This window comes from Amycolatopsis sp. lyj-108, from assembly GCF_046549005.1.
Taxonomy (GTDB): Bacteria; Actinomycetota; Actinomycetes; order Mycobacteriales; family Pseudonocardiaceae; genus Amycolatopsis.
Window position 1 is genome coordinate 42,563 of the sequence record NZ_JAJPWQ010000019.1, and the last position, 26,479, is coordinate 69,041.

A 26,479-nucleotide genomic window follows, 5' to 3' on the forward strand; every position below is an offset into this window, starting at 1 on the left:
CTAGATTTGAGGAGCTGAAGTTGCTCACTCGCTTGTCCCCCCTCACCCAGCTCTCCGCGCTGCTCCGAACCACGGATCTGCCGCTGGCGCAGCACTGGCAGGTCGTCGACGAGATCTTCCGCGGCTGGACATCGAGACCAGAGCTGCGCGACGATCTCCGGCGGCACTTGGATTCGCTGAGTCCGGACGAGGCGAGCGCGATCCTCGCGCGGTCGCGGGAGACCACCACCCATTTCGCCTGGTGCCTGCTCGATTGCCCGGCCGACCCTTTTTCGGTCTGGCTGCACGAGTACAAGGCGCCGGAGGACTGGCGTGAGGGATACGCCGATTCCGTGCACAACCACAGATACCACTTCTGCACCACGCTCCTCCGTGGCAACTACGTCCACGAGCGGTATTCGACCCTGCGCGACCAGGTTTCCGGATTGATCACATCGGTTCGGTTACGACGTAGCACGCTGTGTCAGACGGGGTCGGTAGGCGTCATGTACGCGGACGAGTTCCATCGGATTCCCGAGGCCACCGAAGGGACTATGACGTTTCTCGTGAAATCACGCCCGGTAAGCGAGTTCAGTCTTTCCTATGACCCGAAGACCGGAACAGGGCATCGTCACGTTCCGGTTGAGGTCCGATTGGGGGACCTCGCCGACCGCATCTAACTACACACCGCCGTCGAAGGCGCATACGCTTACTCCACCCGTCTGTAAACGGGATCGGAGAGGTGTATGCGCGCGCGAAAGAGCACGATTCCTTCCCAGACCATCGACGCCGTCGAGCATCGCGTCCGGCGACTGTGCTGGCGTTATGCCGACAAACTGCAGTTCCACGGCTGGCATCACGTGAGTTTCGTCCGAGCCAAGGCCGCGGGGTTCGCCGACCACAACGGGGCGGACCGCACCGTCGTCGAAGTGGCGGCGCTGGTGCACGATGTGAACTACATCGTGCTCCGCAACTCCCCCGCGGCCGCCGGACGAGACCTCCGGATGGACATCCTGCGGGAATGCGGTGTCGAGGAGAGCATGGCCCGTTGGGTCGACGAGATCGTCGACGAAGCCGAGATGGCGACCAGAGGACGGCACATCTCGCTCGAGGCCCAGGCGTTGAGCGACGCCGATACGCTGTTCAAGGCGCTGCCGGTGACGCCTGTCGTCCTCGCCCACCGCTATCTGCGGGAGAACGGGTTGAGCCTCCGCGAGCTGGCGCACAAGATCGTCGGCGAACAACGCGACGTCCACGACAGCGGCTACTACTTCTACAACCCCAAGGCCGCGGAGAACTACTCCCGATGGGCGTTGGCGAATCTCCAGTTGTGGCAGTGCATCAAGGAAGCCGTCGACGATCCGACGGTCGTCGAGCTTCTCGACGCGGTGCACGCCGTCGATGCCACGGATTTCGAAGCCGAGCCCGCCGCTTCCTAGGCTCATGTGGGCCTGCTGCTTGCCGTTTGGTTCGCTATCCGCCGTCAGCGCTGGCCGTAACCGCGGAGTTTCTCCACGACGTGCTCGATCTCGGCGGGCGGGAGGAGATTCGGCGTTCCCGCCGACCGTGCAGTCAGCCAGACCTGGCAGACCCACTCGAGCTGCTGCGCCCGGCTGTACGCGGAGCCGAGGCTGTCGCCGTAGGTGGTGGTGCCATGGTTCGCCAGCAGACAGCCTCGGCGGCCGTCCAGGGCCTCCAGCATGGCCTTGGCGAGCTCCTCGGTGCCGTACGTCGCGTAGGGCGCGACGCGGGCCGTCGGGCCGATCGCGGCGAGCATGTAGTGGATCGGCGGCACCTCGGTGACGAGGGTGGAAACGGCCGTGGCGTGCACGGAATGCGTGTGCACCACGGCCGACACCGGTTTGCCGTCCGGATCCGTCGCCTGCCGGTACACGGTGAGGTGCATCGGGAGTTCGCTGGTCGGTTTGAGCGAGCCGTCGACGACCTCACCGTCCAGGCCGACCACAGGCACGTCTTCCGGCCGCAGCCCGGCGTAGTCGACGCCCGTCGGGGTCACCGCGATCAGCTCGCCCTGCCTCGCGGAGACGTTCCCGGAGGTGCCGACCACGAGTCCGTCGGTGGTCATCCGGCGGGCGAATTCGCAGACCGCCGCGCGTTCTTCGGCCAGGATCACCGTCACAACCTCCAAAGTCCGCGGGCCGCGGCCAGTGAGGCCTGGTAGTCGGCGTAGCCCTGCTCGTAGAACCCTACGTTCTCGGGGCGGACCTCGACGACGCGTGCGCTCTCCGCCCAGAGCTCCCTGTCGACCGGTTCGCCGAGGGCGTCCGCGGCGACGATCACCGCGCCGCGAGCGCCGACCCCGGGATCGCCGGGGATCACGATGGGCCGTCCGAGAACGTCGGCGAAAACCCGTGTCCACTCGAGCGAGCGGACCCCGCCGCCGCAGGCGTACAACGTGCCGGTCAGTCCGGCCGCCTCGAAGCAATGTCTTGCCGCGTAAGCGATCGACTCGCACAGCGCCCGGACGATGTCGCCGCGCTCGCTCTCCAGGCTCAGTCCGGAGAACTGCGCCCTGGCCGAAGCGTCGACGAACGGCGCCCGCTCACCGGACGCGGAGAGGAACGGCAGCGCACGAACGCCGCCCGCGCCGGGCCTGCTCGAGTCGAGCAACGAGCCGATCTCCTCCACCGCGATTCCGAACAGGCGGCACACCCAGTCGATTCCCGCGGTGCCGACCATCGCCGGCATCGCCCGCAGGAACTCGCCTTCCTCCGGCGTGCAGAGGAACATGCCCGCGGGCTCGCCCTCCGGATCGAACTCCGCCGAATCCGTCAGGACCTGGCAGGCGAGTGTGGTGCCGGCGGTGAGGATGCCGTCGCCCGCACGTCGCACTCCGGCGCCGATGGCGCTCGCGGGCAGGTCGAACGGCCCCGCGGTGACCGGCAGCCCGACGGGAAGACCGAGCAGCCCGGCCCCGCGCTCGTCCAAGCGGAACACGGTCTTCGGCGCCGCCGGCTCCACGAACAGGCTTCGTCGGTGAGAGAGCCCGACGGCCGCGATGGCGTCTTCGTCGTACTGCCGGGTGGCCGGATTCAGGAAAGGCAGCGAAGCATCGGACGCGTCGACGGTGATCTCGCCGGTCAGCCGCTGGAGCACCGCGTCGACGCAGTAACCCGCCACCGCCGCCCTGTCCAGCGACTCCGGTTCATGAGTGTCCAAAAAGGACATGATCGCCGCGGCGCAGCCGGGGAACATTCCCGACGCGGTACGGCGGAACACTTCCCTGGTCACTCCGTCGGCCTGCCATTTGGCGAGCAGCGAGTTCGCCCGTCCGTCGAGCCACGAGATCGCCGGTCGCACGGCCTCGCCGGATTCGTCGCGCAGCCACAACCCGTCGCCCTGACCGGTGAGGGCGAGTGCGGTGACCGGGCCGTCGAGCCCGGCGGCGACCTCGCGCACCACCGTCGCCACGGTGCCGAGCACCTGGTCGAGGTCTTGTTCGACCAGCCCGCCCGGCAAGTGGTGCACCTCGGAGGTGGTGCAGGCGCTCGCCACGGACATCCCGGCCTTGTCGAAGACGACCGCCTTCGTCAGTGACGTGCCGATGTCGACGCCGATGATCATGGCCGCAGGACCTCGGGGTTCGCCAGATTCGCGAGCGTCTCCCCGCGCGCGTACCGGCCGACTTCGGCGGCGACGATGTTCGCCGCCCGCTCCGCCGTCTGCCTGCTGGCTCCGGCGAGATGCGGGGTCGCGATGACGTTCGGCGCGTCCCGCAGTGCCCAGTCCGCGGGCGGCGGCTCGACGTCGTACACGTCCAGCGCGAGCGCGCCGAGCCGTCCCGAGCGCAGGGCTTCCGGCAGCGGGGAGTAGTCCAGGAGGCCACCGCGCGCGGTGTTGACCAGTACGGCGCCTTCCGGCAGCAGGGCGAGTTTGGCGGCGTCGATCAGATGCCGGGTCTCCTCGGTGAGCCGGGCGTGCAGGCTCACCACGAAACTGCGGCGCAGCAGATCGTCCAGTTCGACGGGCTCCGCGCCGTCGGCGCTGATCTTGGCGGGGTCGGCGAACGGATCCGCCACCAGCACCTTCGCCCCGAACGCGACGAGGACCTTGGCCACCCGCCCGCCGATCGCGCCGTAGCCGACCAGGCCGACGGTGGTCCCGTCGAGTTCGAGACCGGTCTGGTCGTAGGCGTAGTAGTCGCCACGCCAGGTGCCGCCCAGCAATTCGGCCGAGGACGTCGAGATCCGGCGCATCGCGGCCAGGATCATCCCCACCGCGAATTCGGCGGCGGCACCGGCGTTGCGGCCGGGCGCGTACGTCACCGCGACACCCGCCTCGGTGGCCGCGGCGAGGTCCACGTTGACCGGGCCTCCTCGGCACACCGACACGAGCTTGAGGCCGGGCGCGGCGGCGAACACCTGCTTGGTGAACGGCGCCATCTGGGTCACCGCGACCTCGGCTCCCGCCAAGGCCTCGATCACCTGCTCCTCGGTGCCGCTGGCCTCGTGCACGTTCGCGACCGGGCCGAACGGCTCCACCGGCCACGGCAGGGTCAGTTCCGAGAACTCGTGCCCGTCGCCGATCTCGGCACGGACGGCCTCGGCCAGCAGGCCGGTGCCGACGAAATGGTCTCCCGCAGCGAGTATCCGCAACTCTGCGTCCTCTCTCCGTGCCCGCATCGGGCGCTTCTCAGTGTCTGTCGGTGAATCCGCGAACGCAACGACGCCGGTTCAGTGGGCTTTCTCGTATTCGGTGATGTGCGCGACCTTGCTCGCGCTGGCCGAGGCCGGGTCGAAGCGGTAGCCGACCCATTCGGCGACGATCTTCTTCGCCAGCTCCGGGCCGATCGCCCGCGCGCCGAAGGTGATCACCTGGCAGTCGTTCGACTTGACCGAACGCTCGGCGGAGTACGAGTCGTGCGCGACCGTGGCCCGGACACCCGGGACCTTGTTCGCCGAGATGGCCATGCCGATCCCGGTCCCGCAGACCAGTACGCCGCGATCCGCCTCGCCTCGTGCGATCGTCTCCGCCGCCGCGAGGCCGAGCAACGGGTATGCCTTGTCGTCCGATCCGTCGGCCACGCCGAGGTCGGTGACCTCGTCCACCCTCGCGTCGGCGAGGAGCAGGTCACGCAGCTGATCCTTGAGCGCCACCCCGGCGTTGTCCGCCGCCACCACGATCCGCATTCAGTCTTCCTTTCCCAGCGCCTGGCCGACCGCGGTGACGAGCAGCGCGAACGAGGTGGCCCCGGGATCGGGGTGCCCTTTGCTCCGCTGCGCCAACCGCGCCGCCCGTCCCTTGGCGGGCAGCAGGTCCGCCGTGGCCTCGGCCGCGCTCACCGCGACCTGGGCCGCCTTCTGCCAGGCCTGCGGCACGTCCGCGCCGGTCTCGGCCTGTTCGCGCAACGCCAGCCGGAACGGCTCGATGGCGTCGAGCATGGTCTTTTCACCGGGCTCGGCCTTGCCCAGCTCGACGAAGGCCGCCACGGCTCCGTCCACGGCGTCCGCGAGGACCGCCGAGGTGACCTCATCTCCGGACCGGCCTTGCAAACCCGCGCCGGTCTCGGCCAGAAGGACCCCGTACAACGCCCCGGAAGCACCACCCGCCGCGTCCGCGAACGCCGTGCCGGCGGCCAGGAGGGCGGTGGATGGCGAGTCTCCGTCGCGCCGCGCGGCGGCCACCGCGGCCCGCATACCTCTGGTCATGCCCAGCCCATGGTCGCCGTCCGCCGCGACCGCGTCCAGCCTGCCGAGTTCGGCTTCGTTGGCCTCGATGTCCTGGAGGGCCGCCGTCAACGCGCGGTCCACGATGCCCTCGCCCGGTTCGGTCTCCGCCAGCAGCGAGTCCACTGTGGACTCCAGTGGAACCTGTGCCAGCGCGGCACCGGTGCTCCGGTAACCCGGGGTGTCGCAGGGGGCGGCGTAGAGCTCGGCGAGTTCGTCGTCGAGCACCAGGATCGACAGCGAGACACCCGCCATGTCGAGTGACGTGACGAACTCGCCGACCTCGGTGTGCAGCGGGCTGAGCCCCGCCGCGGCGAGCCGTTCGTGGACCCGGGTGTAGGTCGCGAACATCTCCTCGTATTTGGTGCGGCCCAGCCCGTTCAGCAGGACGACCACACGACCGTCGCCCTCCGGCAGTTCCGGGAGGAGACCGTCGACCAGTTCGTCGGCCAGTTCCCGTGCGCTCAGCCTGCCGACCGTGCGTACGCCGGGCTCGCCGTGGATGCCGAGCCCCAGCTCCATCTCGCTCTCGCCGACGGTGAACAGCGGGGCGGAGGCGCCGGGCAGGGTGCACCCGCCGAACGCCACCCCGAACGTCCGGGTGCCGGCGTTCGCCTTCTCCGCCACCGCGTGCACGGCGGCGAGGTCGTCACCGCGTTCGGCGGCGGCACCGGCGATCTTGAAGACCAGGAAGTCGCCCGCCACGCCGCGACGCCGTTCCGGCGCGTCCGCGGGACCGCTGGCGATGTCGTCGGTGACCAGGATCGTGCGGCTCTCGACGCCCTCGGCCGCCAGCCTGCGCGCGGCGAGCCCGAAGTGCAGCACGTCGCCTTGGTAATTGCCGTAGCCGAAGAGGACGCCGGCACCGCTCTCCGCGGCCCTCGCCGTGCGATAGACCTGCTCGGCACTCGGGCTGGTGAACACGTCGCCCACCACGGCACCGTCGGCGAGACCGGGACCGACCAGCCCGGCGAACGCGGGATAATGCCCGCAGCCGCCGCCGATCACCACCGCCACCTTGGGTTCGGATTCCTCCCGGCGCAGCACGCCATAGGCGCCGGGGACCTTGCGCACCGAACGCCCGTAGGCGGTGACGAACCCGTCGAGCCAATCGCGTTTGAACGTCTCCGCGGCACCCAGGACCGTCATCGCCCGCTCGCTTCCGCGAGTTCACCGGACAGGTACGCGAGCAGCTTGCGGCGTACGTCGTCGTTGTTCTCCGCCACCTCGGCGGCCAGCTCGAGCGCGTCCGGCTTCGGCGGGTACACCGGGTTCGGCAGCGCGATCACGGTGAGCCCGGCCGCGGCGGCGGCACGGATACCGTTGCTGGAATCTTCGACGCCAAGGCATTCCTCGCCGGACCGGCCGAGCCTGGCCGCGGCTTCGAGATAGACATCGGGACTCGGCTTGCCCCTGGCGACCTCGGCGCTGGAGACGGTCGCGGCGAACTCGCCGGTGAGACCGTGCTTGTCGAGTACCGCGTCGATCACCCGGCGGGCGGCCGACGACGCCAGCGCGACCGGCACCTTCGCGCTCACCTCACGGACCATCTCGCCCGCTCCGGGAAGCAGGGGCGCCTCTCCCGCTTCGATCGCGGCGATCATGCCGTCCACCACGGCACGCTCGACCTCGACCGCGCTTTCCGTCGTGCCGGACCGCTTCGCGAGGTACGCGGCCCATTCGGGCGCGCTCATCCCCTGCACGGACGCGGTGTCCTCAGCGGTCCATTCGGTCCGGTGCCGGGCGGCGTACGCCACCCAGTTCTCCTCCCAAAGGTGTTCACTGTCGACGAGGACACCGTCCAGGTCGAACACCACCGCGGCGAGTGCCATCCGGCATCTCCTTTCACATCGATGCTGTTAAGTTAACATCGAAGATGTGATCTGGACAAGCCCTGAGGAGGGATCCCGTGGTCGCACGGTTGTTATTGGCACGGCACGGCCAGACCGAATGGCACGCCGAGAACCGGTACGCGGGCAGCAGCGACGTCGCGCTGACCGAGGAGGGAGTCAGGCAAGCGGGCGAACTCGCCGGGTTCGCCGCGGCGGTCGAACCGTCCGCGGTGTTCTGCTCGCCGCAGAGCCGGGCGCGTCGTACGGCGGAGCCGTCGGCCGAGGCGCTGGACCTCCCCTTGCGCGTGGTCGACGAACTGCGTGAAGTCCACTTCGGACTGATGGAAGGACGCACCCGCGACGAGCTCGCCGCCTCGGATCCCGATGTGGTCGCGCGGTTTCTCGCCGATCCGGTGACCGGCGCCTTCCCCGGCTCGGAGCCGCCGGGGGAAGCGGCCGCCCGCGGGGCGAGGGCACTGCGCGGCATCGCCGCCGAGGTCCCGGGCGAGACGGTGCTGGTCGTCGCGCACAACACGCTGATCAGACTGACACTGTGCGAACTGCTCGGCATCCCGCTCGAGACCTACCGCACGGTGTTCCCGCGACTCGACAACGCGGCCATCACCGAGATCGCGATCGACGGCACGCGCACCGGCCTGCTGCGTCTCAATCAGCCGGCGCGCACGCGATACTGGACACCATGAGCGATGAGAAGACGGCCGGTGCCAGCGCACACTCTCGTAACACGCGTCAGCGGCAGATCACCGAACACGTCTTCGAATCCGGCTCCGCCACCATCGCCGACCTGGTGGAACTGACCGGCGTCAGCACCATGACCGTGCACCGGGACGTCGACGAACTGGTCCGGCGCGGCCTGCTGCGGAAATACCGGGGAGGCGTGTCGGCCATGCCGTCGACCGTCTTCGAAAGCAACGCCGACTACCGGATGAACGTGCACTCCGAGGAGAAGCTGGCGATCGCCGCGCACGCGCTCGCCCGCGTCGAACCGGGGATGTCGATCCTGCTCGACGACTCCACGAGCGCGCTCGCGCTGGCGAAGATGCTGCACCGCGTCACGCCGCTGACCGTCGCGACGAACTACCTCGGCGCCATCGAACTCCTCAAAGGCGTGCCCGACCTGCGGCTCATCTGCATCGGCGGCGACTACTCGGCGACCCACGACTCGTTCCTCGGCATGCAGAGCCTCGAGGCGATCGAGCGGATCAACGTCGACGCGACCTTCGTCTCGACCTCGGCGATGAACACACGGATGACCTTCCACCAGGAGCCGGAGATCGTGATGCTGAAGCGCGCCATGCTGGCCAGCGCGCGGACGAAGGTGCTGCTGATGGACCACAGCAAGACCGAACGCGCGGCGCTGCACCGGCTGGCGCCGTTGAGCGACTTCGACGTGCTGATCGTCGACGACGGGGTGGAGGAGCACCTGGCCGAGGAGATGCGGAGCCAGGTGGAAGTGGACATCGCGGAGCTCTGAGGGGCTCGTCGGGCCTGGGCCGCGACCGGAAGGCTCACGAGCCACGGGACCGGTGGCGAGTACCGAGGTGTCCGATGAGCCAGGAGGACCCGTGACGATGGAGGAATCGGGACACTCAACGTCCCGATTCCTCCATCGTCAGCGCCGGAACAGGCCGCTCCAAGGCACCCCACGACCCCACCCGGGCGCGCGAGGCTAACACGAAAATCCACCGATGTAACATCTTGAAAGTTAAGTTAACACGATCCATGATACGCTGAACACGACGTCATGGAGGCGTGCATGAACCAGGTAACATCGCCGTTATCGCGATCCGGGAGCGGGTTCGCCCGCGTACTGAACCGCTGGGGCCTACCGGCTCCGCTGTTCCTCGGCTATGCCGGCCTGCTGCTGTTCATGATCGGCGACGGGGTCGAATCGGGCTTCATCGCTCCGTTCATGGCGGACAACGGCGCGGGCACCGAGATCAAGGCCTCGTACGTGATCACGGTGTACGGCGTCGCCGTGATGCTGGCGTCGTGGCTGTCGGGCGCGCTGTCGGACCTGTGGGGTCCGCGTCGCGTGATGATGATCGGCCTGGCCATCTGGCTGGTGTTCGACGTGCTGTTCCTCGCGGTCGCGGTCTCCGGTGAGAACTACCCGTTGATGCTGGTGTTCTACGGCCTTCGCGGTTTCGGCTATCCGATGTTCGCGTTCGGTTTCCTGGTCTGGATCACCGCGGTGGCGCCGGTCGCCAGGCTCGGCGCGGCCGTCGGCTGGTTCTACTTCGCCTTCACCGGCGGGTTGCCGACGCTGGGTGCGCTGGTCGCGAGCTTCACGAACCCGGTTCTCGGCCAGTACGGCACGCTTTGGGTGTCGGTGGTGCTGCTCGCGCTCGGTGGATTGCTGGCGATCTTCGGCGTCCGGCAGCGGACGGGGTACACGCGGCTCGCGCCTCCGGACGTGAAACCGGTGCAGAGCCTGGTTTCCAGCGTGTCGATCGCCTGGAAGAAGCCCCGCGTCGGGGTCGGAATGCTCGTCCGGGTCATCAACACCGCCCCCGAGTTCGGGATGCTGGTGTTCTTCCCGACGATCTTCATCGAGGGCATCGGGTTCGGGGAGAGCCGCTGGCTGCTGCTGGTCTCGGTCATCTACGGCACGAACATCTTCTTCAACCTGATCTTCGGCGTGCTGAGCGACCGGATCGGCTGGCGCACCACGATCTTCTGGTTCGGCGCGATCGGCTGTGCGATCTCGATCCTGCTGCTCTACTTCGTCCCGGTCGCCATGGGTGCGGAGTACTACTGGCTCGCGTTGCTCGTCGGCGCGCTGTACGGCGCCACGCTCGCCGGGTTCGTGCCGATCTCGGCGCTGCTCCCCTCCCTCGCCCCGGAGAACAAGGGCGGCGCGATGGCCCTGCTGAACCTGGGCGCGGGCGCGGCGGCGTTCGTCGGGCCGGCGATCGTCAGCTTGTTCCTCGGTCCGCTGGGCGCGGCCGGAGTGGTGATCGTCTTCGCCGCGCTGTACCTGGTCGCGGCGGTCATGGTGCGCTACCTGAAATTGCCCGAGGAGACGGCGAAGGCGATCGAAGAGGACAAGAGTCTGCAAGAAGTCGGAGAGAAGGTCGTCACCACGTGAACCAACCCGTCACGATCGGCATCGACGTCGCCACCGCGGGGGTCCGTGCCCTCGCGGTGCGCGGCGGCACCGTCCTCGCTTCGGCCTCCGCGCCGCTGCCCGCGCCCGTCCGCGACGGTCGCGGGCGCAGCGAGCAGGACGCCCGGTCCTGGTGGCCCGCGGTGAAGACGGTGCTGGCGAAGGTCACCGGCGAGCTGCCGGGCAGGGGCGGCGAGGTCGCCGCGGTGGCCGTCGCCGCGACGTCGGGGACGATCGTCGGGGTCGACGGCTCGGGCGAGCCGGTCACGCCCGCGCTGATGTACGACGACAGGCGCGGTGCCGAGCTCAACAACGAGGCCACCGAACTCGGCGCGGATCGCTGGCGGCGGCTCGGCTTCGGCGTGTCCGCCACGGCCGCGCTCGGCCGCATCGCCTGGCTGGCCGAGCACGTCCCCGGCGTCGCCGGGATCCGGCACACGCCCGACCTGATCGCCGAAGAACTCACCGGCGGGCCGGTGGCGAGCGACTGGTCGCATGCCTTGAAGAGCGGTTACGACCCGCTCGCCCTGGAGTGGCCGGACGAGGTCTTCGATGCCTTGCGGGTACCGGAGAGCTTGCTCCCCTCGGTGGTCGCGCCGGCCACCGTGCTGGGCAAGGTGGCCCGTCCGGTCGCCGGGCTCCCGGCAGGCTGCCCGGTCGTGGCCGGGATGACGGACGGCTGCGCTGGCCAGCTCGCGGCCGGGGCGGTCACGCCCGGGAGTTTCGTCGGGATCCTCGGCACGACGTACGTGCTCAAGGGAGTCACCGAAGACCTGGTGCCGGATCCGACGGGGGCGATGTACAGCCACCGCCATCCGGACGGCTGGTGGCTGCCCGGCGGCGCGTCGAACACCGGTGGCGAGGCCGTCGCCGGGCAGGGCCGCCTACCCGGACTCGACGCGGCGGCGGCCGCGGCGGGCCCGGCGAAGGTGGTCGCGTATCCGTTGCGGCGCAAGGGCGAGCGCTTCCCGTTCGCCAGCGCGGACGCCGAGGGTTTCGTAACCGGCGAGGTCGGCGAGGTGGAGCTGCACCGGGCCAGGCTGGAGGGAGTCGCCTTCCTCGAGCGGCTGGCGCTGGACCATCTGCGCCGTCTCGGCGTCACGATCTCCGAACCGCTGCTGGCGGCGGGCGGCGGCAGCAAGAGTCCTTTGTGGACGCGGATCAGGGCGACCGTCACCGGGCTCGGCCTGCGGGTGTCACCGCAGGCCGAAACGGGTTACGGCGCCGCCCTGCTCGCCGCGGCGGGAATCCTGCCGGGCGGGCTCACCGAGGCGTCCGAAGGGCTCGGCAAGGGAACACTGGTCGAACCCGACGAGCGCGAAAGTGCCGCGCTCGCCGAGTCCTACCTGAGGTTCTGCACCGAACTGCACACCAGGGGCTGGATCGACGACGAACTGTTCGCCGTCGTCCGGCGTTGAGAGATCAGGAAGGACGTGGTCCATTGGTCTTGTTGGGAGCCGGCTTCGGCGTGGACGCCGCGGGTTTGACGGCTTCCGGCTTCGCGGCCTCGGGCGCAGCAGTGGTCTCGGGGGCGGGAGACAGCAGCCGGATGGCCTCCTGGACGGCGATGTCCGTGGCGGAAAGCCGCTCGGCGACCTTCGACCGGAGTTCCAGCGAGAGCTTCCGAGCCTGCTGAGCGTCGGCCTGCTGGGTCTTCGCGTCGGTGAGCGCCTCCGCGACCTGCTCCTGCTTCGCGGCGATGTCCTCCGCCGAAGACTTCTCCGCCTTGGCGATCTTCTCGGCGGAGATCCGCTCGGCTTCGGCACGCTTTTCCGCCGACACCCGGTCGGCTTCCGCGATCTTGTCCGCGGACGCCTTCTCCGCCTCCGCGCGACGAGCCGCCGAAGCCTCCTCGGCCTTCTTGTCCGCCGCGGCGCGGGTGCGGACGCTCTCCAGGTCCAGCTCCTTGCGCTTCTGCGCCGCCTCGGAGTTCAGCCGCTCGATCTCGGCCTTGGCGTCCGCGAGCAGCTTCTCGCGTTCCGCCTGCGCGTCCTTGGCCGCCTTGTCGCTCGCGCGCTGCGTCTCGTGGGCGTACTTGTCCGCTTCGGCCCGTGTCGACTTGGCGTCGGCCACCGCGGCGGCCTTGAGGTCGGCGATCTCCTCCTCGGCGAGCTGCATCATCATGCGGACGCGTTCGGCCATCGCGCCGGCGCCGGACGGGCTCGCGCTCATCCGCACGAGCGCGGCCTTGGTCTCGTCCAGTTCCTTCTGGGCGTGGCCGAGCGCCTTGGTGAGTTCGGCGGCGGTCACGACGGCCTCGTCGCGGTTGCGCGAGAGCTGCTTGAGTTCGGTCGACAGTTCGGCGAGCCGCTCGTCGACCTGTCGCTTGTCGTAGCCACGCACGGAGCCCGCGAATTGGGGCGATTTCGCTGAGGGCGCCTGAGGCGCCGTCTTCTCAGGAGCGACCATGGCGGCCACCTTAATGAGCAGGGGCCCGTCAGGCAGTACCGCCAAACGGCTGCACTCGGAGTGCGACGGGGCGATCACATGGCATCCTGCATTGTTGACAGGTCGTAAGCAGGGGAGGCCCGGTTGGACATCTCGGCGATCCTCGAAGACATCCGTGAGCACTGGCACGTCTACGCCACGATGCCCTTCATCGCCGCGCTCATCGGCTACATCACGAAACGCGTCGCCATCGAGATGATGTTCCGGCCGCTGGAGTTCGTCGGGATCAAACCCTTCCTCGGCTGGCAGGGGGTCATCCCGGCCAACTCGCGCCGGATGGCGACCACCGCCGTCGACCTGCTGACCAAGAACCTCGTCGATCCGCAGGAGATCTTCTCCCGGCTCGATCCCGACGAGGTCGTCAAGGAACTGGAAGAGCCGCTCCTCAAGGCCGTCGAGGACGTCACCCGCGAAGTGATGGAGCAGTACCAGCCCAGACTGTGGGAACTGCTGCCGGCCCGGGCGCAGCGCATGCTGGTCGATCAGGTGCGGGCGCAGGCCCCGAAGGTCGTCGCGCGGCTGATGCGCGAGGTGTCGACGAACATCGACGAGGTCCTCGACGTCAACGAGATGCTGATCAACGCGATGGTCCGCGACAAATCGCTGACCTGCCGCCTGATCAAGGAGGTCGCGACCCCGGAGCTCCGCTTCATCGCCCGGTCCGGCATCTGGTTCGGCTTCGCCATCGGCCTGATCCAGTTCGTCGCGTGGGCGCTGACGAAACAGCCGTTGATCATGCCGATCTTCGGTTTCGTCACCGGCTTCGTCACGGACTGGCTGGCCCTGAAGATGATCTTCTACCCCCGTGAGCCGCGCCGGTTCCTGTTCTTCAGCTGGCAGGGCATGTTCCAGAAACGCCGCCAGGCGGTCGCCAAGGACTACGGCGCGCTGATCGCGGACGAGGTCCTCACCGTGCGGAACGTGATGGAGGCCGTACTCACCGGGCCCAAGTCGGACAAGCTGTTCGCGATGATCACCCGCGAGGTGCAGCGGACCATCGACGCGCAGGCGAGCATCGCGAAACCGTTGGTGGCGCTGACCGTCGGCGGCGTGCAGTACCAGGAGATGAAGAAGGCCGCGGCCGAGAAGGCGATCGCGTATCTCCCCGAAACGGTGAAACACGTGGAGAGCTACGCCACTGACGCGCTCGACGTCCGCAACACCATCGTCACGAAGATGCAGCAGCTGACCCCGCTCGAGTTCGAAGGGATCCTCCGGCCCGCCTTCCAGCAGGACGAATGGAAGCTCATCGCGGTCGGCGCGGTGATCGGCGGGCTCGTGGGTGAACTTCAGGTCCTGCTACTCCTCCACTGAGGACAGGCGGCTAGGTTCCCCTCAAGCGAGACGCGGGAGGGGCTTCAAGTGGACGCCGTCATCGCCGACCTCGGCGAGCACTGGCCGGTGTACGTCACCATGCCGTTCATCGCGGCGCTGATCGGTTACGTCACCAAACGCGTCGCCATCGAGATGATGTTCAAACCGGTGGAGTTCGTCGGGATCAAGCCGTTCCTCGGCTGGCAGGGAGTGCTGCCGGCGAACGCCGAGCGGATGGCGGCCACCGCCACCGAGATGCTGACGAGCAACCTCGTCGATCCGAAGGAGATCTTCGCCAGGCTCGACCCGGCCCAGGTGGCGAAGGAGATCGAACAGCCGCTGCTCCGCGTCGTCGAGGACGTCACCCGCGAGGTCATGGAGCAGTACCAGCCCAGACTGTGGGAAGTGCTGCCGAACACCGCCCAGCACCTGCTGCTCAAACGTGTGCAGGCCGAGGCGCCGCGCGCGATCACGAAGATCATGGGCGAGATCGCCGAGAACATCGAGGACGTGCTCGACCTCAAGCACATGGTCGTGACGAACCTCGTGCGCGACAAGGCCTTGCTCAACCGGCTGATCCGCGACATCTCGCGGCCGGAGATGCGGTTCATCGCCCGGTCGGGGATCGTGTTCGGGTTCTCCCTCGGCTGTGTGCAGCTGCTCGTGTGGGCGCTGACGAAGTCGCCGATCGTGCTGCCGCTGTTCGGTATCGGCATCGGCTGGTTCACCGACTGGATCGCCCTGAAGATGATCTTCCTGCCGCGCGAGCCGAAACGGTTCTTCGGCTTCTACACCTGGCAAGGCGTGTTCCAGAAACGCAAGGACCAGGTCGCCGCCGACTACGGCGACATGATCGCGCGCGAGATCATCACCATCCCGAACCTGCTCGAAGCCGTGTTGAGCGGGCCGAAGTCGGACAAGCTGTTCACGATGATCACCCGTGAGGTGCAGCGGACCATCGACGCGCAGGCGAGTGTCGTGAAGCCGTTCGTCGCGATGGCCGTCGGGAGCAGGCGGTTCCAGGAGATGAAGCAGACGGCGGCGGCGAAGGCGGCGGCACGGATCCCGGAGACGATCCGGCACGCCGAGAGCTACGCGGTCAACGCGCTCGACGTCCGGAACACCATTGTGGACAGAATGCGGCGGCTGAACCCGCTCGAATTCGAGCAGTTGCTGCGCCCGGCGTTCCGGCAGGACGAGTGGAAACTGATCGCCGTCGGCGCGGTGATCGGTGGACTCGTCGGTGAACTTCAGGTGCTTCTGCTGCTCCACTGACGGCCACCCGCTACCGTTTCCCCCTTCCCTGAGCGAAGCGAGGAGGTCCTGTGGACGCCGTCCTGGACGACCTCGCCCGCCATTGGTGGCTGTACGCCGCGATCCCGTTCGTCGCCGCGCTGATCGGCTACGTCACCAAACGCGTCGCCATCGAGATGATGTTCAAACCGCTGGAGTTCGTCGGGATCAAGCCGTTCCTCGGCTGGCAGGGCGTGGTGCCCAAACACGGCGGGCGGATGGCGGCCGTCGCGACCGAGTTGCTGACGTCGAACCTGCTGGACGTCAAAGAGGTCTTCCGCCGGATCGACCCGGCGATCATCACGCGCGAGATCGAGCAGCCGCTGCTGCGGGCCGTGGACGAGGTCGCCCGCGAAGTGCTCGAAAAGCACCATCCCAGGCTCTGGGAGGTCATGCCGACGATGGCGCAGGAACTGCTGATCAAGCAGGTCCAGTCGGCGACGCCGCGGCTGGTGCGCGAGTTCATGGAAGAGATGACCGCGAACCTCGACGAGGTGCTCGACTTCCAGCATATGACCGTGCAGCGGCTCACCAGGGACAAGAAGCTGCTCGTCCGGCTGATCCGCGAGACGTCGCGGCCGGAGATGGCGTTCATCGCGCGCACGGGGATCTACTTCGGCTTCGGGCTCGGCATCGTGCAGGCGTTCGTCTGGGCGCTGACGAAGGAGCCGTGGGTGCTGCCGGTCTTCGGCGGCTGCATCGGGCTGTTCACCGACTGGCTGGCGATCAAGCTGATCTTCGTGCCGCGTGAGCCGGTGCGCGTCGGCCGGGTGGTCCTGCAGGGCAAGTTCCAGCGGCGGCGGGCCGAGGTCGCGCATCAGTACGGCGAGATGATCGCGAACGAGATCCTCACCGTGCCGAACCTGCTCGACGCCGTCCTGCGCGGACCGCGGTCGGACCGGCTGTACTCGCTGGTCGAACGGCTCGTGTCGCAGGCCGTCGATCGGCAGGCGAGCGTCGCGAAACCGATGGTCGCGATGGCCGTCGGCGGGCAACGGCTGAACGAGATCAAACAGGCGGCCGCGCGGAAGGCGCTGGAGCACCTGCCGCCGACGATCCGCCACGCCGAGGGCTACCTGACCGAGGCGATGGACGTCGCGAAGATCGTCGAGCGGCGGATGCTCGGGCTGACGCCGCTGGAGTTCGAGGGCCTGCTGAGGCCGGCGTTCCGGCAGGACGAGTGGAAGCTCATCGCGGTCGGCGGGCTCATCGGCTTCCTGGTCGGTGAGCTGCAGGTCCTCCTGATGCTCCACTGACGCCGGATCGCGTTCAGCCCGCTAAACGCGCTTTGAGGGCGGTTCTCACGTGCGGGAGACACGGGATGATTACGGTGGAGGGGTGGCGTCCGAACCCCAGCAGCTGCCAGCCGTCCACGAGGCGTGGCTTCCTCGTGAGCACGCGTTGCACCGTCCCCGCCACGGTGGAAGGCAGCTGACCGCGCTGATCAGCGCGCTCCTGTTCTTCACCACCCCCGCGCTGCTGTGGGTGTTCGGCGTGCGGCCTGGCGAGATCGAGAACCACAAGCTCGCGAGTTTCCCCGGCCTGGACAAGGGCTGGGGGTTCTTCACCGACCTGCCGACCTGGGCCATCGACCAGCTGTCGTTCCGGCCGGGCGCGATCGCCGCCGCCGACGCGATCAGCCGCGGTGTCTTCGGCGAGGGCGCCCCGCTGGACCAGCCGCCGCCTCAGCAGCAGGCGGGCCCGATCCCCGCGCCGCCGGCGCCGGCACCGTCCAAGACCGCGCCCACGCAGGGGCCGACGCCGAACGCCGCGTCCGGCTACCGCCGGGTGGTGCAGGGCCGCGACGGCTGGCTGTACTACGGCTACGACGCGGACGCGAAATGCGATCCGTCCCGTCCGCTGACCGAGACGATCGCCAAGATCAACGAGCTGCGGCGCGCGGTCGAGCAGTCGGGGCGGCGATTCGAGCTCGTGGTCGCGCCGGACAAGTCGACGATGGTCCCGCAGTTCCTGCCCGACACCTATCCCGGCAAGGACTGCTCGCGGTCGGCCGAGGCGGCCACCTGGCACCGGATGCTCAAGGACGCGCGCGCGATCGACCTGCGGCCCGAGCTGCGCGCGTCCGAGGGCCGGGTGCAGCGGCCGGTGTACCCGTCGAACGACACGCACTGGGCCGACGAGGGCGCGCTGGTGATGACGCGCGCCATCGCGAACGCGATCAAACCGGGTGTCACGCAGACCTGGGTCAGCGTTCCCGTCGGCCAGTACGACACCGTGGCCGATCTGCCGCCGCTGATCAGCAAGCAGGGCACGAAGACGAACACGCTGTACAGCCTCCGCCCGGACGGCGTCGTCGAGCGCGCGGGTGAGCCGAACGGCGACATCGACCGGCCGGTGTACCGCACGGCGAGCCCGCTGATCGGGACCGTGGACGAGAAGATCCTGATCTACGGCGACTCGTTCACGAAGGCGTCTTCGCGGTATCTCTCAGGTGCGTTCACGAACCTGACGATGCTGGCGCACTTCACCCAGAAGACGCCACGGGCCGAGGCCGTCGACGCTTTCGTGAACGCGAACGTCGTGGTCATCGAGGCCGTGGAGCGCAGTGTGGCCGGCGGCCAGCTCGCGTTCATCGACCCCGCTTTCCTCGAAGCGGTCAAGAAGGCATTGGCCGAGCACCCGGTGCGCTGAGCGCCGGTTCCGGATCGGCGGGCTCGACGCGGATCCGCGAGTTCCTGCCGCGCAGCCACGCGATGAGGCGGCAGACCAGGTAGATCACGAACGAGATCGCCGTGACGAACGCGCTCACCGGCTTCCCGGGCGCGAGCGACAGGATGATCCCGCCGAGTGCCGCGATCTCCGCGAAGACGATCGACAGCACTGTGGCCTTCCACGGGCTGGCCGTGACCCGCGCGGCCGCCGCGGCCGGGGTCACCATCAGCGAGACCACGAGCAGCGCGCCGACGATCTGCACGCCGAGCGCGCTCGAAATCCCGACGAGTACCGCGAAGATCAGCGACAGCAGCCGCACCGGCACGCCGCGCGCCGTCGCGACCGCCGGGTCGACCGTGGCGAACAGCAGCGGCCGGTAGATCACCGCGAGCACCACCAGTACGACGACCGAGGCGCCGACGAGCAGGTTCAGGTTGGTCGAGTCGATCGTGATGATCTGGCCGACGAGGATGCCGAACTTGTTGGCGCTGCGGCCTTCGTAGAACGACAGCAGCAGCACGCCCATGCCGAGGCCGAAGGCGAGGATCACGCCGATCACGGAGTCGCGTTCGGACTCGCGGCCGCCGAGGATCCCGATCAGCAGGGCGGCGATGACCGCACCCGCGAGGCCGCCGAGTTCGACGCCGACCCCCAGCAGCAAAGCACCCGCCGCGCCGGTGAAGGCCAGTTCGGCGGTGCCGTGCACGGCGAACGACATCCGCCGCATGACCACCAGCGGGCCCAGCACCCCCGCGACCAGGCCGAGGACGGCGGCCGCGAGCAACGCCGTCTGAACGAAGTCGAGGCCGAGCAGCTCACCGGTGAGCGCGAAGTCGAACATCTTGTCCACGGTGTTTATCCAAGAACCCGCGACCGGGATCGCGTCGCCAGGGCGCGAGTTCGCGCCGTCCGTCGAGTTGGTCTACCAAGGCGCCCTGCCGCCCCGATCCCGAGGCCTCCTGCCGGGGCGGGTTCCGCGTGTGGTCCGGGCCGTACGAACGACCCCACTTCGTTGTCCACGGTGTTACGAGGCCCGTTCGTCGATGTGGTGGGGTTCGTCCTCGCACAGCGCGCTCTGCGCCCCGGCGACGTGGATCTGCCCGCCGACCTTGAGCACCTCGATCCGCGTGCCGTACAGCTCGGACAGCGTCTCCGAGTTCATCACCTCGTCCGGTTTGCCGATCCGGAACTGGCCGTTCACCAGATAGAGCACCCTGTCCACATAGGACAGGATCGGGTTGATCTCGTGGGTGACGAACAGGACGGCGGTGTCCGCCGAACGCCGTCGCTCGTCGATCAGCTCGCTGACCGCGCGCTGGTGCGCGAGGTCGAGGGAGAGCAGCGGCTCGTCGCACAGCAGGACTCCGGGGTCGCCGACCAGCGACTGCGCGACGCGAAGCCGCTGCTGCTCGCCGCCGGAAAGCCGCCCCACCGGCTGTTTCGCGTACGCCTGGGCGCCGACGGACTCGATCGCCCTCGACACGAGTTGACGTCGTTTCGAAAGCCCGAAGAGCCCGGTGCCCCACCGGTGCCCGTCCAGGCCGAGGCCGACCAGGTCCACCCCGCGCATCGTCAGGCCCTCGTCGAGGGCGCGCTGCTGCGGGATGTAGCCGATCCGCCGGTTCGTCCCGCCGGGGCGCCGCCCCGCGATCTCGACCGTGCCCTCCGGCAGTCCCTGCTGACCGAGCAGGACCTTGAGCAGGCTGCTCTTCCCGGAGCCGTTCGGCCCGAGGATCGCGAGGAACTCGCCGGGTTCGACGTCGAGGTCGAGCCCGGACCAGAGGGTCCTGGAGCCGAACGCGAGGCTCGCCCCGCGGACGTGGACCGCGGGGCGCGCCTCGGCAGGTACGGAACTCACTACTTCAGCGCTCCCGCCAGCGAGTCCACTTCCTTGGTCATCCATGCAATGTAGTCGGTCACACCCTGGGGAAGCGTTTCGGTGACGTCGACGACGGCGATCCCGGCGTTCTTGGCGTCGCCGACGACCTGCTGGGTGACCGGGGTGGTGGTCTGCGCGTTGTTGATCAGCGCCTTGACCTGCTTGCCGGCGATCAGCTGCTTGACCTCGTTGAGCGCGGCGGCGGGCACGTCCTGCTCCGCTTCCACGGCCTCGGCGAAGGCGGGCGGAGTCGCGTCCGTGACCTTCGCGCTGTCGAGGAGGTAGTGCGCGACGGGCTCTGTCGCGATGACGTTGACGCTCGAGCCGTTCGAGCCGCCCAGGCCCGAGACCTTCTTCAGCAGTTCCTGGGTCTTGCCCTTGAACGCGGTCGCGTTGGCGGTGAAGGCGTCCTTCGAGGCGGGCTGGATCTCGCCGAGCTTCGCGGCGACCTGGTCGGCGATCTTCTCGACGCCGGGCAGGCTGTACCAGACGTGCTCGTTCTCGTTGCCGGTCGCGGCGATGTCGACGGCGACCAGTTTCTGCGCGCCGGTGGCCTGGTCGGCGAGCTTCGAGAAGAAGTCGTCGTAGCCGCCGCCGTTGGACAGCGTCAGCTTCGCGTTCTTCGCGGCGATGGCGTCGCTCGCGGTGGTCTCGTAGGAGTGCGGGTCGGCCGAGGGGTCGTGGATGATCGAGGTGACCTCGACCTTGTCGCCGCCGACGGCGGTCACGACGCTGCCCCAGACGTCGGTCGAGGCGACGACCTTGATCTTCTCGCCGCCGCCCGGGTTCGCGGCGGACGCGTTCTGCGAGCCGGAGCTCGTCGACGCCTTGTCGCCGGACGCGCAAGCCGTCGCGCCGAGCGCGAGGACGGCCAGGGCCGACACGGCCGCGAAAACACTCTTAGTACGGCGGGAATTCATTTACTGCACTCCTGCGGAAGCCCAGGCCAGATGTCGCCAATGCCGGGTAATGGAAACCGTTGTCAGATTCAACTGTACCCCATACGGCTGACAGGACCCGCCGCGCTGGTATGAGCTGTACCCAGGGTCACTCTGAATCGAGACCTGCCACACGTCGGGTGATGCTTCTGCAAAACGTTCTGAACCGTTACGGTTTGCGGATGGGCCGTCCTATCCGCACCAGGAGGCAGGCGACACTGGCGTCGTTGGCCGCAGAGCTCGGTGTGTCGAGGACCACCGTCTCGAACGCCTACAACCGGCCAGACCAGCTGTCTCCCGAGTTGCGCCGCCGCGTCCTCGAGACCGCGCGCCGCCTCGGCTATCCGGGCCCGGACCCGGTGGCCCGTTCACTGCGGACGCGCAAGGCGGGTGCTGTCGGTCTTTTACTCACCGAAAACCTCTCCTACGCCTTCCGCGACCCCGCCGCGATCGGCGTGCTCGAAGGGCTCGCGCTGGCGTGCGAGGACGCGGGCGTCGGCCTGCACCTGGTCCCGGCGAGCCCCGGCCGCGAGGACGTCGCGGCCGTGCACCGCGCCGGCGTCGACGGTTTCGTCGTCTATTCGGTGCCCGACGACGACCCGCATCTCGGCGCCGTCCTGGAGCGCCCGGTGCCGACGGTGATCGTCGACCAGCCGCGGGTGGACGGGGTCGACCGGGTCGGCCCGGACGACGCGGCCGCGGTCACCGCGATGGCCGAACACCTCATCTCTCTCGGGCACCGGCAGATCGGCGTGCTGTGCATGCGGCTCGCCCGCGAGCGCAACGACGACTTCGTGTCCATCCAGCGGCAGAGCGCCGCGCATTTCCACGTCCAGCGGATCCGGCTGGAGGCACTGGCCGCCGCGTTCTCCGCGGCCGGGGTCGACTGGGCGACCGTGCCGGTGGTCGAGCGCTTCGACCACACCGTCGACGACGGCGCTTCGGCCGCACGGCAGCTGCTCGACGCGTATCCGCAGGTCACCGCCGTGATCTGCACCTCGGACATCCTCGCGCTCGGCGCGCTGGCCGAAGCGGAACGCCGTGGGCTGCGGGTGCCGCAGGATCTGACGGTCACCGGTTTCGACGGCATCACCGAGGCCGAACGGTCCGGGCTCACCACGGTCCACCAGCCGGTGCTCGAAAAGGGCAAGGCGGCAGGCAAGCTGCTGCTCAGCTCGGCCGACCGGGTCGGGCCGAAGGTGATCACCCTGGCCACGGAACTGCGGGTCGGCCGCACGTCGGCGCCGCCGCGGACAGCCGAAGAGCGCTGGTTCGGGCCGTGACATGAGCCCCGAAGTGTTGCCCTCCTCCGGTCCGCCCGGTTCCAATGAGCCGGTGACCTCCATCGATGTACTGCTCAAGCGCAATCAGGAGCTGGGCGATGTCACCCCCGGTGACCGTTCCTCCCCGAGGCCATCGCTCCACGTGACGATTTTGACCTGCATGGACGCCCGTATCCGGGTGTTCGAGATCTTCGGCCTGATCCAGGGCGAGTCGCACATCCTGCGTAACGCGGGCGGCGTCGTCACCGACGACACGATCCGTTCGCTCGCGCTGAGCCAGCGGAAACTGGGCACCCGCGAGGTGCTGATCGTCCAGCACACCGACTGCGGCCTGTCCATGGTCACCGAAGACGACTTCAAGGACGAACTCGAAGCCGCCAGCGGGCTCCGGCCGACCTGGTCGGTCGAGGCGTTCCGCGAGGTCGAGGACAGCGTGCGCCGGTCGGTGCAGCGCGTCCGGCGCAGCGACTTCCTGCCGCACACCGACAACGTGCGCGGCTTCGTCTACGACGTGAAGCTGGGCCGCCTTACTGAGGTCGCGTAAGGGTTCATCGAGGGCCGCCGACGCCGCGGAAGCGGCACCTTTCCCCTTACGCCTCACCAAGCCGGGCGATGAGGCGACGGTGTTCGGTCGCGGCGGCCGGACCGGTCACGACCGTTCGGCGAGCGTGTCGCGAAAGCCACTTTCGCGACGTCTGGCGTCCCGAAAGTGGCTTTCGCGACACCCCCACGTCGACGTCACCAAGGAGTGCGCCGGCATCGACCCCGACGGCACGTTTGCCGCACCTCTCTTTAAGCTGGCCCGGTGGGCGTCGACGCGGATGTGCTGACCGGATGGTTCGACGAAGTGGGGCGGGACCTGCCCTGGCGTGAACCGGACTGCACCGCGTGGGGTGTGCTCGTCAGCGAGATCATGTTGCAGCAGACGCCGGTCGCGCGCGTCCAGCCGATCTGGCTCGACTGGATGGCGCGCTGGCCGGTGCCGTCGGCGCTGGCGGCGTCGTCGCAGGGCGAGGTCGTGCGTGCCTGGGGCAAGCTCGGCTACCCGCGCCGCGCGTTGCGGCTGCACGCCGCCGCGGCCGTCATCGCCGCCGAACACGGCGACGTCGTTCCGTCCGATGTGGACACTCTGCTCGCGTTGCCGGGTATCGGCGCGTACACGGCGCGCGCGGTCGCGGCCTTCGCCTACGGCAAACGGGCGCCGGTGGTGGACACGAACGTCCGGCGTGTGGTGGCCAGGGCGGTGCACGGCGCGGGTGACGCCGGGCCGCCGTCGAACACCCGCGACATGGCCGACGTCGAGGCGCTGCTGCCGCCGGAGGACGCGCCCGCCGCGAAACTTTCGGCCGCGCTGATGGAACTCGGCGCGCTCGTCTGCACCGCGCGGTCTCCGCGGTGCGCGGACTGCCCCATCTACGAAGACTGCGTCTGGCAGCACGCGGGCAGACCCGCCTACGCCGGGCCCGCGAAGCAGGTCCAGAAGTTCGCCGGGACCGATCGCCAGGTGCGCGGGCTGCTGCTCGACGTCCTGCGCGGCAGCGAAGGCCCGGTCGAGAAGGCGCGGCTCGATCTCGTCTGGAGCGAATCCGGGCAGCGCGACCGTTGCCTCGACTCCCTGCTGGTCGACGGCCTGCTCGAACAGACCGGGGACGGCCTGTTCGCACTCCCCGGCGAACACTAACGCATTACGACAAAAGTTGGTCAATGGTTGTCATCGGCGCGATGGCGGGTTAGTTTTCCGGCCAACGCGCATGATGGGAGTTTCGCCCGTGGCCGACTTCGACCGACGTACCGCGCTCAAGGGCGGCCTGACGGTAAGCGCCGTCGGGCTACTGGGGACAGCGACGATTTCCGCCGCCGACGCGGCGTCCGGGGTGGCAGAACCGAAGATCCACAGCACATCCGCGTGGAACGCGCGGCCGCCGAGCGGCGCGATCGAGGTGCAGAACCACAAGCCGACGTACATCGTGGTGCACCACACGGTCGAGCCGGGGAACGTCACCGACTACACGCTCGAACACGCCTTCTGGGCGTCGCGTTCCATCCAGAATTTCCATATGGACACCCGCGGCTGGGTCGACACCGGCCAGCAGTTCACGAACAGCCGCGGCGGGCACATCACCGAAGGCAGGCATCGCAGCCTGGAGATCCTGCGTGGCGGGACCCAGCACGTGCTGGGCGCGAACGTGGGCAACAACAACAGCACCTGCATCGGGATCGAGAACGAGGGCCTCTACAGCAAAGAGGACGTCACGCCGGCGCTCTGGGACTCGCTCGTGAAGCTGGTCGCGTACATGGCTTCGCAGTACGGGATCTCGCCGGAGTTCATCAAGGGACACCGGGACTTCAACTCGACCGAATGCCCGGGAACCGTGCTGTACAACCGGCTTCCGGAGCTGCGCACCGAGGTCGGGAAGCTGCTGGGCGCCGCTTCGCCCAAGGTGGATCTACCCGAATGGCCGCTGCTCAAACCCGGTGACAGCGGGCCGCGCGTGCGGACGGCACAGGAACTCCTGCGGGAACGCGGTTTCGCCGTGCCCGTCGACGGCCTGTTCGGACAGTCCACAAAGGACGCTGTTGCCGCGGTGGCGGCACGGCACGGACTGGAGCGCGACACCTGCGGTGCGACCGCGGCGACCGACGAGACCGGCTTCCTCGGCTCCGACGTCTGGCCGCTCATCGTCGGGTCCGGCACGGATCCGCGGGCGCTGAAAGCACGACTCGCCGGCTGAACAGCAGCGGCGAGAGGACGATCAAGGCGGCGCACCAAGGGAGCAAGCCCGTTCCCAGCGGCAGCAGCAGGCCGCCGATGAGCGCTCCCCCGGCGACGGCGCCGTTCCAGGCCGCGATCGTGAGCGACTGGGCGGCGTCGGCCGTGGGGCCCGCGATCAGGGCGGTGACGGCCTGGAAAGCGGTCGGCGCGCCGCCGAACCCCAGGCCCCACAGGCCCGCGGCGGCCAGCACCAGACCGTGGACCCCGTCGCTCACTCCCAGCAGGACGATGGCGGCGGCGGTCACGGCGGTGCAGGTCAGCAGGACGGCGCGAGGGCGGCCGTCGAGCGCGGAGCCGACCGCGACCAGCCCGCCCACCGTGGCACAACCGAACACCAGCAGCGCCGCGCCCAGCAACGTCGCCGCGTCGAGCCCGGCGAGAACCGGCCCGATGTAGGTGTAGGCCACGTTGTGCCCCAACGAGAACAGCGCCACCGTCGCCAGCACGGGACGCATCCCCGGCAGCCGTGACGCGGCGAGCGGGCGGGTGGGGCGCGTCGGATCCGCTGGGACGGCGGGAACCGCGGCGAGCACCCACACCAGCAGCGGCACGGTGATCAGCGCCATCGCGGCGAACGCCCAGCGCCAGTCGGCCAGTTCGCCGAGCGCGGTGCCGGCGGGCACGCCGAGGGCGAAACCGATCGGGGTGCCGGACATGGCCACGGCCAGCGCGCGCCCGGTGAGTCCAGGCGGGGCGAGCCGCATCGCGTAACCGGCGACGAGGGACCACATCACCCCGGTCAGCGCCCCGGAAACCACCCGCGTGGCCAGGATCAGCGGATACGACGACGAGACGGCGATCAGCAGATTGGTGAGCAGGAAACCGGTGATCAGCGCCAGAAGCAACCGTTTGCGCGGTATCCGCAGCGTCGCGCCGGTGAGCGGGATGGCGGTGAGCGCGGTGGTGATCGCGTAGACCGTCACCAGCTGACCGGTGGCCGACGGTGAAACCCCCAACTCTTCGGACATGCCCAGCAGCAACCCGGCGGGCAGCACTTCGGTGAGGCAGCCGAGGAAGACCGTCGTCGTCAGCGCGAGCAGCGCGGGGAGGGGCGGCATGCCCCGACGATCGCTTTCCGGGCGTCGCGCGGGGTAGTCCCTGGCGGGTATGCCGCGGCGTTATCGGCCCCGGAGCGCGCGGGTGAGCCACGCCGGCTCGGCCGCCCGCCGGGATAACGCCGTGGCATGACCGGCTGACAGTGCCGCGCGCGGCGCGGACGTACGCACGATGACCGGGCATCCTCCCCCGTA

Annotated in this window: 25 protein-coding genes; 14 read left to right on the forward strand and 11 right to left on the reverse strand. The window is 69.0% G+C overall.

Annotated elements, in window-relative coordinates:
- The first annotated feature begins 20 nt into the window (after positions 1-20).
- Positions 21-659, forward strand: coding sequence for a hypothetical protein (locus ACLJO0_RS42775; protein WP_410585616.1), 639 nt, complete (start codon positions 21-23; stop codon positions 657-659).
- 66 nt (positions 660-725) lie between these two features.
- Positions 726-1,418 carry an HD family phosphohydrolase gene (locus tag ACLJO0_RS42780; protein WP_125791248.1) on the forward strand — a complete coding sequence of 231 codons (693 nt, stop codon included), beginning with the start codon at positions 726-728 and terminating at the stop codon, positions 1,416-1,418.
- A 44-nt stretch (positions 1,419-1,462) separates the two neighbouring features.
- On the opposite strand, the gene ACLJO0_RS42785 is transcribed toward ACLJO0_RS42780, so the two are convergent.
- The 6 genes from ACLJO0_RS42785 to ACLJO0_RS42810 form a co-directional block, all read right to left on the reverse strand.
- Entirely contained in the window at positions 1,463-2,113 is a 651-nt protein-coding gene (locus tag ACLJO0_RS42785; protein WP_125786252.1) for a class II aldolase/adducin family protein, read from the reverse strand.
- A gap of 2 nt (positions 2,114-2,115) precedes the next feature.
- Positions 2,116-3,564: an FGGY family carbohydrate kinase gene (locus ACLJO0_RS42790; protein WP_410585617.1), complete on the reverse strand. Its 1,449-nt coding sequence runs from the start codon at positions 3,562-3,564 to the stop codon at positions 2,116-2,118.
- Positions 3,561-4,595 carry a 2-hydroxyacid dehydrogenase gene (locus tag ACLJO0_RS42795; RefSeq protein ID WP_410585639.1) on the reverse strand — a complete coding sequence of 345 codons (1,035 nt, stop codon included), beginning with the start codon at positions 4,593-4,595 and terminating at the stop codon, positions 3,561-3,563. The genes ACLJO0_RS42790 and ACLJO0_RS42795 overlap by 4 nt, the downstream gene beginning before the upstream one ends.
- Positions 4,596-4,673: 78 nt before the next feature.
- Positions 4,674-5,129, reverse strand: a complete 456-nt coding sequence (locus tag ACLJO0_RS42800) for a ribose-5-phosphate isomerase (protein WP_410585618.1) — start codon at positions 5,127-5,129, stop codon at positions 4,674-4,676.
- Entirely contained in the window at positions 5,130-6,815 is a 1,686-nt protein-coding gene (locus ACLJO0_RS42805; protein ID WP_410585619.1) for a dihydroxyacetone kinase family protein, read from the reverse strand.
- A complete protein-coding gene (locus ACLJO0_RS42810) occupies positions 6,812-7,498 on the reverse strand; it encodes an HAD family hydrolase (protein WP_125791244.1) in 687 nt (228 codons plus the stop codon). Before ACLJO0_RS42810 ends, ACLJO0_RS42805 begins: the two co-directional genes overlap by 4 nt.
- A 77-nt stretch (positions 7,499-7,575) precedes the next feature.
- Here ACLJO0_RS42810 and ACLJO0_RS42815 point away from each other — a divergent pair, with 77 nt between their 5' ends.
- The 4 genes from ACLJO0_RS42815 to ACLJO0_RS42830 all read left to right on the forward strand — a co-directional run bounded on the left by ACLJO0_RS42815 (position 7,576) and on the right by ACLJO0_RS42830 (position 12,046).
- Positions 7,576-8,202: a histidine phosphatase family protein gene (locus ACLJO0_RS42815; RefSeq protein WP_410585620.1), complete on the forward strand. Its 627-nt coding sequence runs from the start codon at positions 7,576-7,578 to the stop codon at positions 8,200-8,202.
- Positions 8,199-8,993 carry a DeoR/GlpR family DNA-binding transcription regulator gene (locus ACLJO0_RS42820; protein WP_410585621.1) on the forward strand — a complete coding sequence of 265 codons (795 nt, stop codon included), beginning with the start codon at positions 8,199-8,201 and terminating at the stop codon, positions 8,991-8,993. Before ACLJO0_RS42815 ends, ACLJO0_RS42820 begins: the two co-directional genes overlap by 4 nt.
- Positions 8,994-9,275: 282 nt before the next feature.
- Positions 9,276-10,610, forward strand: a complete 1,335-nt coding sequence (locus ACLJO0_RS42825; protein ID WP_396560045.1) for an MFS transporter — start codon at positions 9,276-9,278, stop codon at positions 10,608-10,610.
- Entirely contained in the window at positions 10,607-12,046 is a 1,440-nt protein-coding gene (locus tag ACLJO0_RS42830; protein ID WP_410585622.1) for an FGGY-family carbohydrate kinase, read from the forward strand. Before ACLJO0_RS42825 ends, ACLJO0_RS42830 begins: the two co-directional genes overlap by 4 nt.
- A gap of 4 nt (positions 12,047-12,050) precedes the next feature.
- On the opposite strand, the gene ACLJO0_RS42835 is transcribed toward ACLJO0_RS42830, so the two are convergent.
- Positions 12,051-13,037: a hypothetical protein gene (locus tag ACLJO0_RS42835; protein ID WP_410585623.1), complete on the reverse strand. Its 987-nt coding sequence runs from the start codon at positions 13,035-13,037 to the stop codon at positions 12,051-12,053.
- A gap of 123 nt (positions 13,038-13,160) precedes the next feature.
- Between ACLJO0_RS42835 and ACLJO0_RS42840 the strand changes: the two genes are divergently transcribed.
- The 4 genes from ACLJO0_RS42840 (at position 13,161) to ACLJO0_RS42855 (ending at position 18,335) form a co-directional block, all read left to right on the forward strand.
- Positions 13,161-14,390 (forward strand): DUF445 family protein, encoded by a 1,230-nt coding sequence (locus ACLJO0_RS42840; protein WP_410585624.1) that lies wholly within the window; start codon positions 13,161-13,163, stop codon positions 14,388-14,390.
- 48 nt (positions 14,391-14,438) lie between these two features.
- A complete protein-coding gene (locus tag ACLJO0_RS42845) occupies positions 14,439-15,665 on the forward strand; it encodes a DUF445 domain-containing protein (protein WP_125786131.1) in 1,227 nt (408 codons plus the stop codon).
- Positions 15,666-15,715: 50 nt separating this feature from the next.
- Positions 15,716-16,939 carry a DUF445 domain-containing protein gene (locus tag ACLJO0_RS42850; RefSeq protein ID WP_410585625.1) on the forward strand — a complete coding sequence of 408 codons (1,224 nt, stop codon included), beginning with the start codon at positions 15,716-15,718 and terminating at the stop codon, positions 16,937-16,939.
- 82 nt (positions 16,940-17,021) lie between these two features.
- Positions 17,022-18,335, forward strand: a complete 1,314-nt coding sequence (locus tag ACLJO0_RS42855; protein ID WP_410585626.1) for an alginate O-acetyltransferase AlgX-related protein — start codon at positions 17,022-17,024, stop codon at positions 18,333-18,335.
- Here the strand turns inward: ACLJO0_RS42855 and ACLJO0_RS42860 are convergent.
- The 3 genes from ACLJO0_RS42860 to ACLJO0_RS42870 all read right to left on the reverse strand — a co-directional run bounded on the left by ACLJO0_RS42860 (position 18,301) and on the right by ACLJO0_RS42870 (position 21,155).
- Positions 18,301-19,206, reverse strand: a complete 906-nt coding sequence (locus ACLJO0_RS42860; RefSeq protein WP_125786134.1) for a metal ABC transporter permease — start codon at positions 19,204-19,206, stop codon at positions 18,301-18,303. The genes ACLJO0_RS42855 and ACLJO0_RS42860 overlap by 35 nt on opposite strands.
- Before the next feature lie 174 nt (positions 19,207-19,380).
- Entirely contained in the window at positions 19,381-20,214 is an 834-nt protein-coding gene (locus ACLJO0_RS42865) for a metal ABC transporter ATP-binding protein (protein WP_410585627.1), read from the reverse strand.
- Entirely contained in the window at positions 20,214-21,155 is a 942-nt protein-coding gene (locus ACLJO0_RS42870; RefSeq protein WP_410585628.1) for a metal ABC transporter solute-binding protein, Zn/Mn family, read from the reverse strand. The genes ACLJO0_RS42865 and ACLJO0_RS42870 overlap by 1 nt, the downstream gene beginning before the upstream one ends.
- 200 nt (positions 21,156-21,355) lie before the next feature.
- Here ACLJO0_RS42870 and ACLJO0_RS42875 point away from each other — a divergent pair, with 200 nt between their 5' ends.
- From ACLJO0_RS42875 to ACLJO0_RS42890, 4 genes are all read left to right on the forward strand, one after another.
- A complete protein-coding gene (locus ACLJO0_RS42875; RefSeq protein ID WP_125786137.1) occupies positions 21,356-22,456 on the forward strand; it encodes a LacI family DNA-binding transcriptional regulator in 1,101 nt (366 codons plus the stop codon).
- A gap of 52 nt (positions 22,457-22,508) precedes the next feature.
- Positions 22,509-23,000: a beta-class carbonic anhydrase gene (locus ACLJO0_RS42880; RefSeq protein ID WP_410585629.1), complete on the forward strand. Its 492-nt coding sequence runs from the start codon at positions 22,509-22,511 to the stop codon at positions 22,998-23,000.
- A 261-nt stretch (positions 23,001-23,261) separates the two neighbouring features.
- Positions 23,262-24,137: an A/G-specific adenine glycosylase gene (locus ACLJO0_RS42885; RefSeq protein WP_410585630.1), complete on the forward strand. Its 876-nt coding sequence runs from the start codon at positions 23,262-23,264 to the stop codon at positions 24,135-24,137.
- 88 nt (positions 24,138-24,225) lie between these two features.
- The gene (locus ACLJO0_RS42890; protein WP_410585631.1) at positions 24,226-25,188 is read left to right on the forward strand and encodes an N-acetylmuramoyl-L-alanine amidase; all 963 of its coding nucleotides are present in this window, start codon (positions 24,226-24,228) and stop codon (positions 25,186-25,188) included.
- On the opposite strand, the gene ACLJO0_RS42895 is transcribed toward ACLJO0_RS42890, so the two are convergent.
- Complete coding sequence (locus ACLJO0_RS42895) at positions 25,133-26,287, reverse strand: MFS transporter (RefSeq protein ID WP_410585632.1); 1,155 nt, start codon at positions 26,285-26,287, stop codon at positions 25,133-25,135. The two genes, ACLJO0_RS42890 and ACLJO0_RS42895, sit on opposite strands and share 56 nt — an antisense overlap.
- Positions 26,288-26,479: the final 192 nt, after the last annotated feature.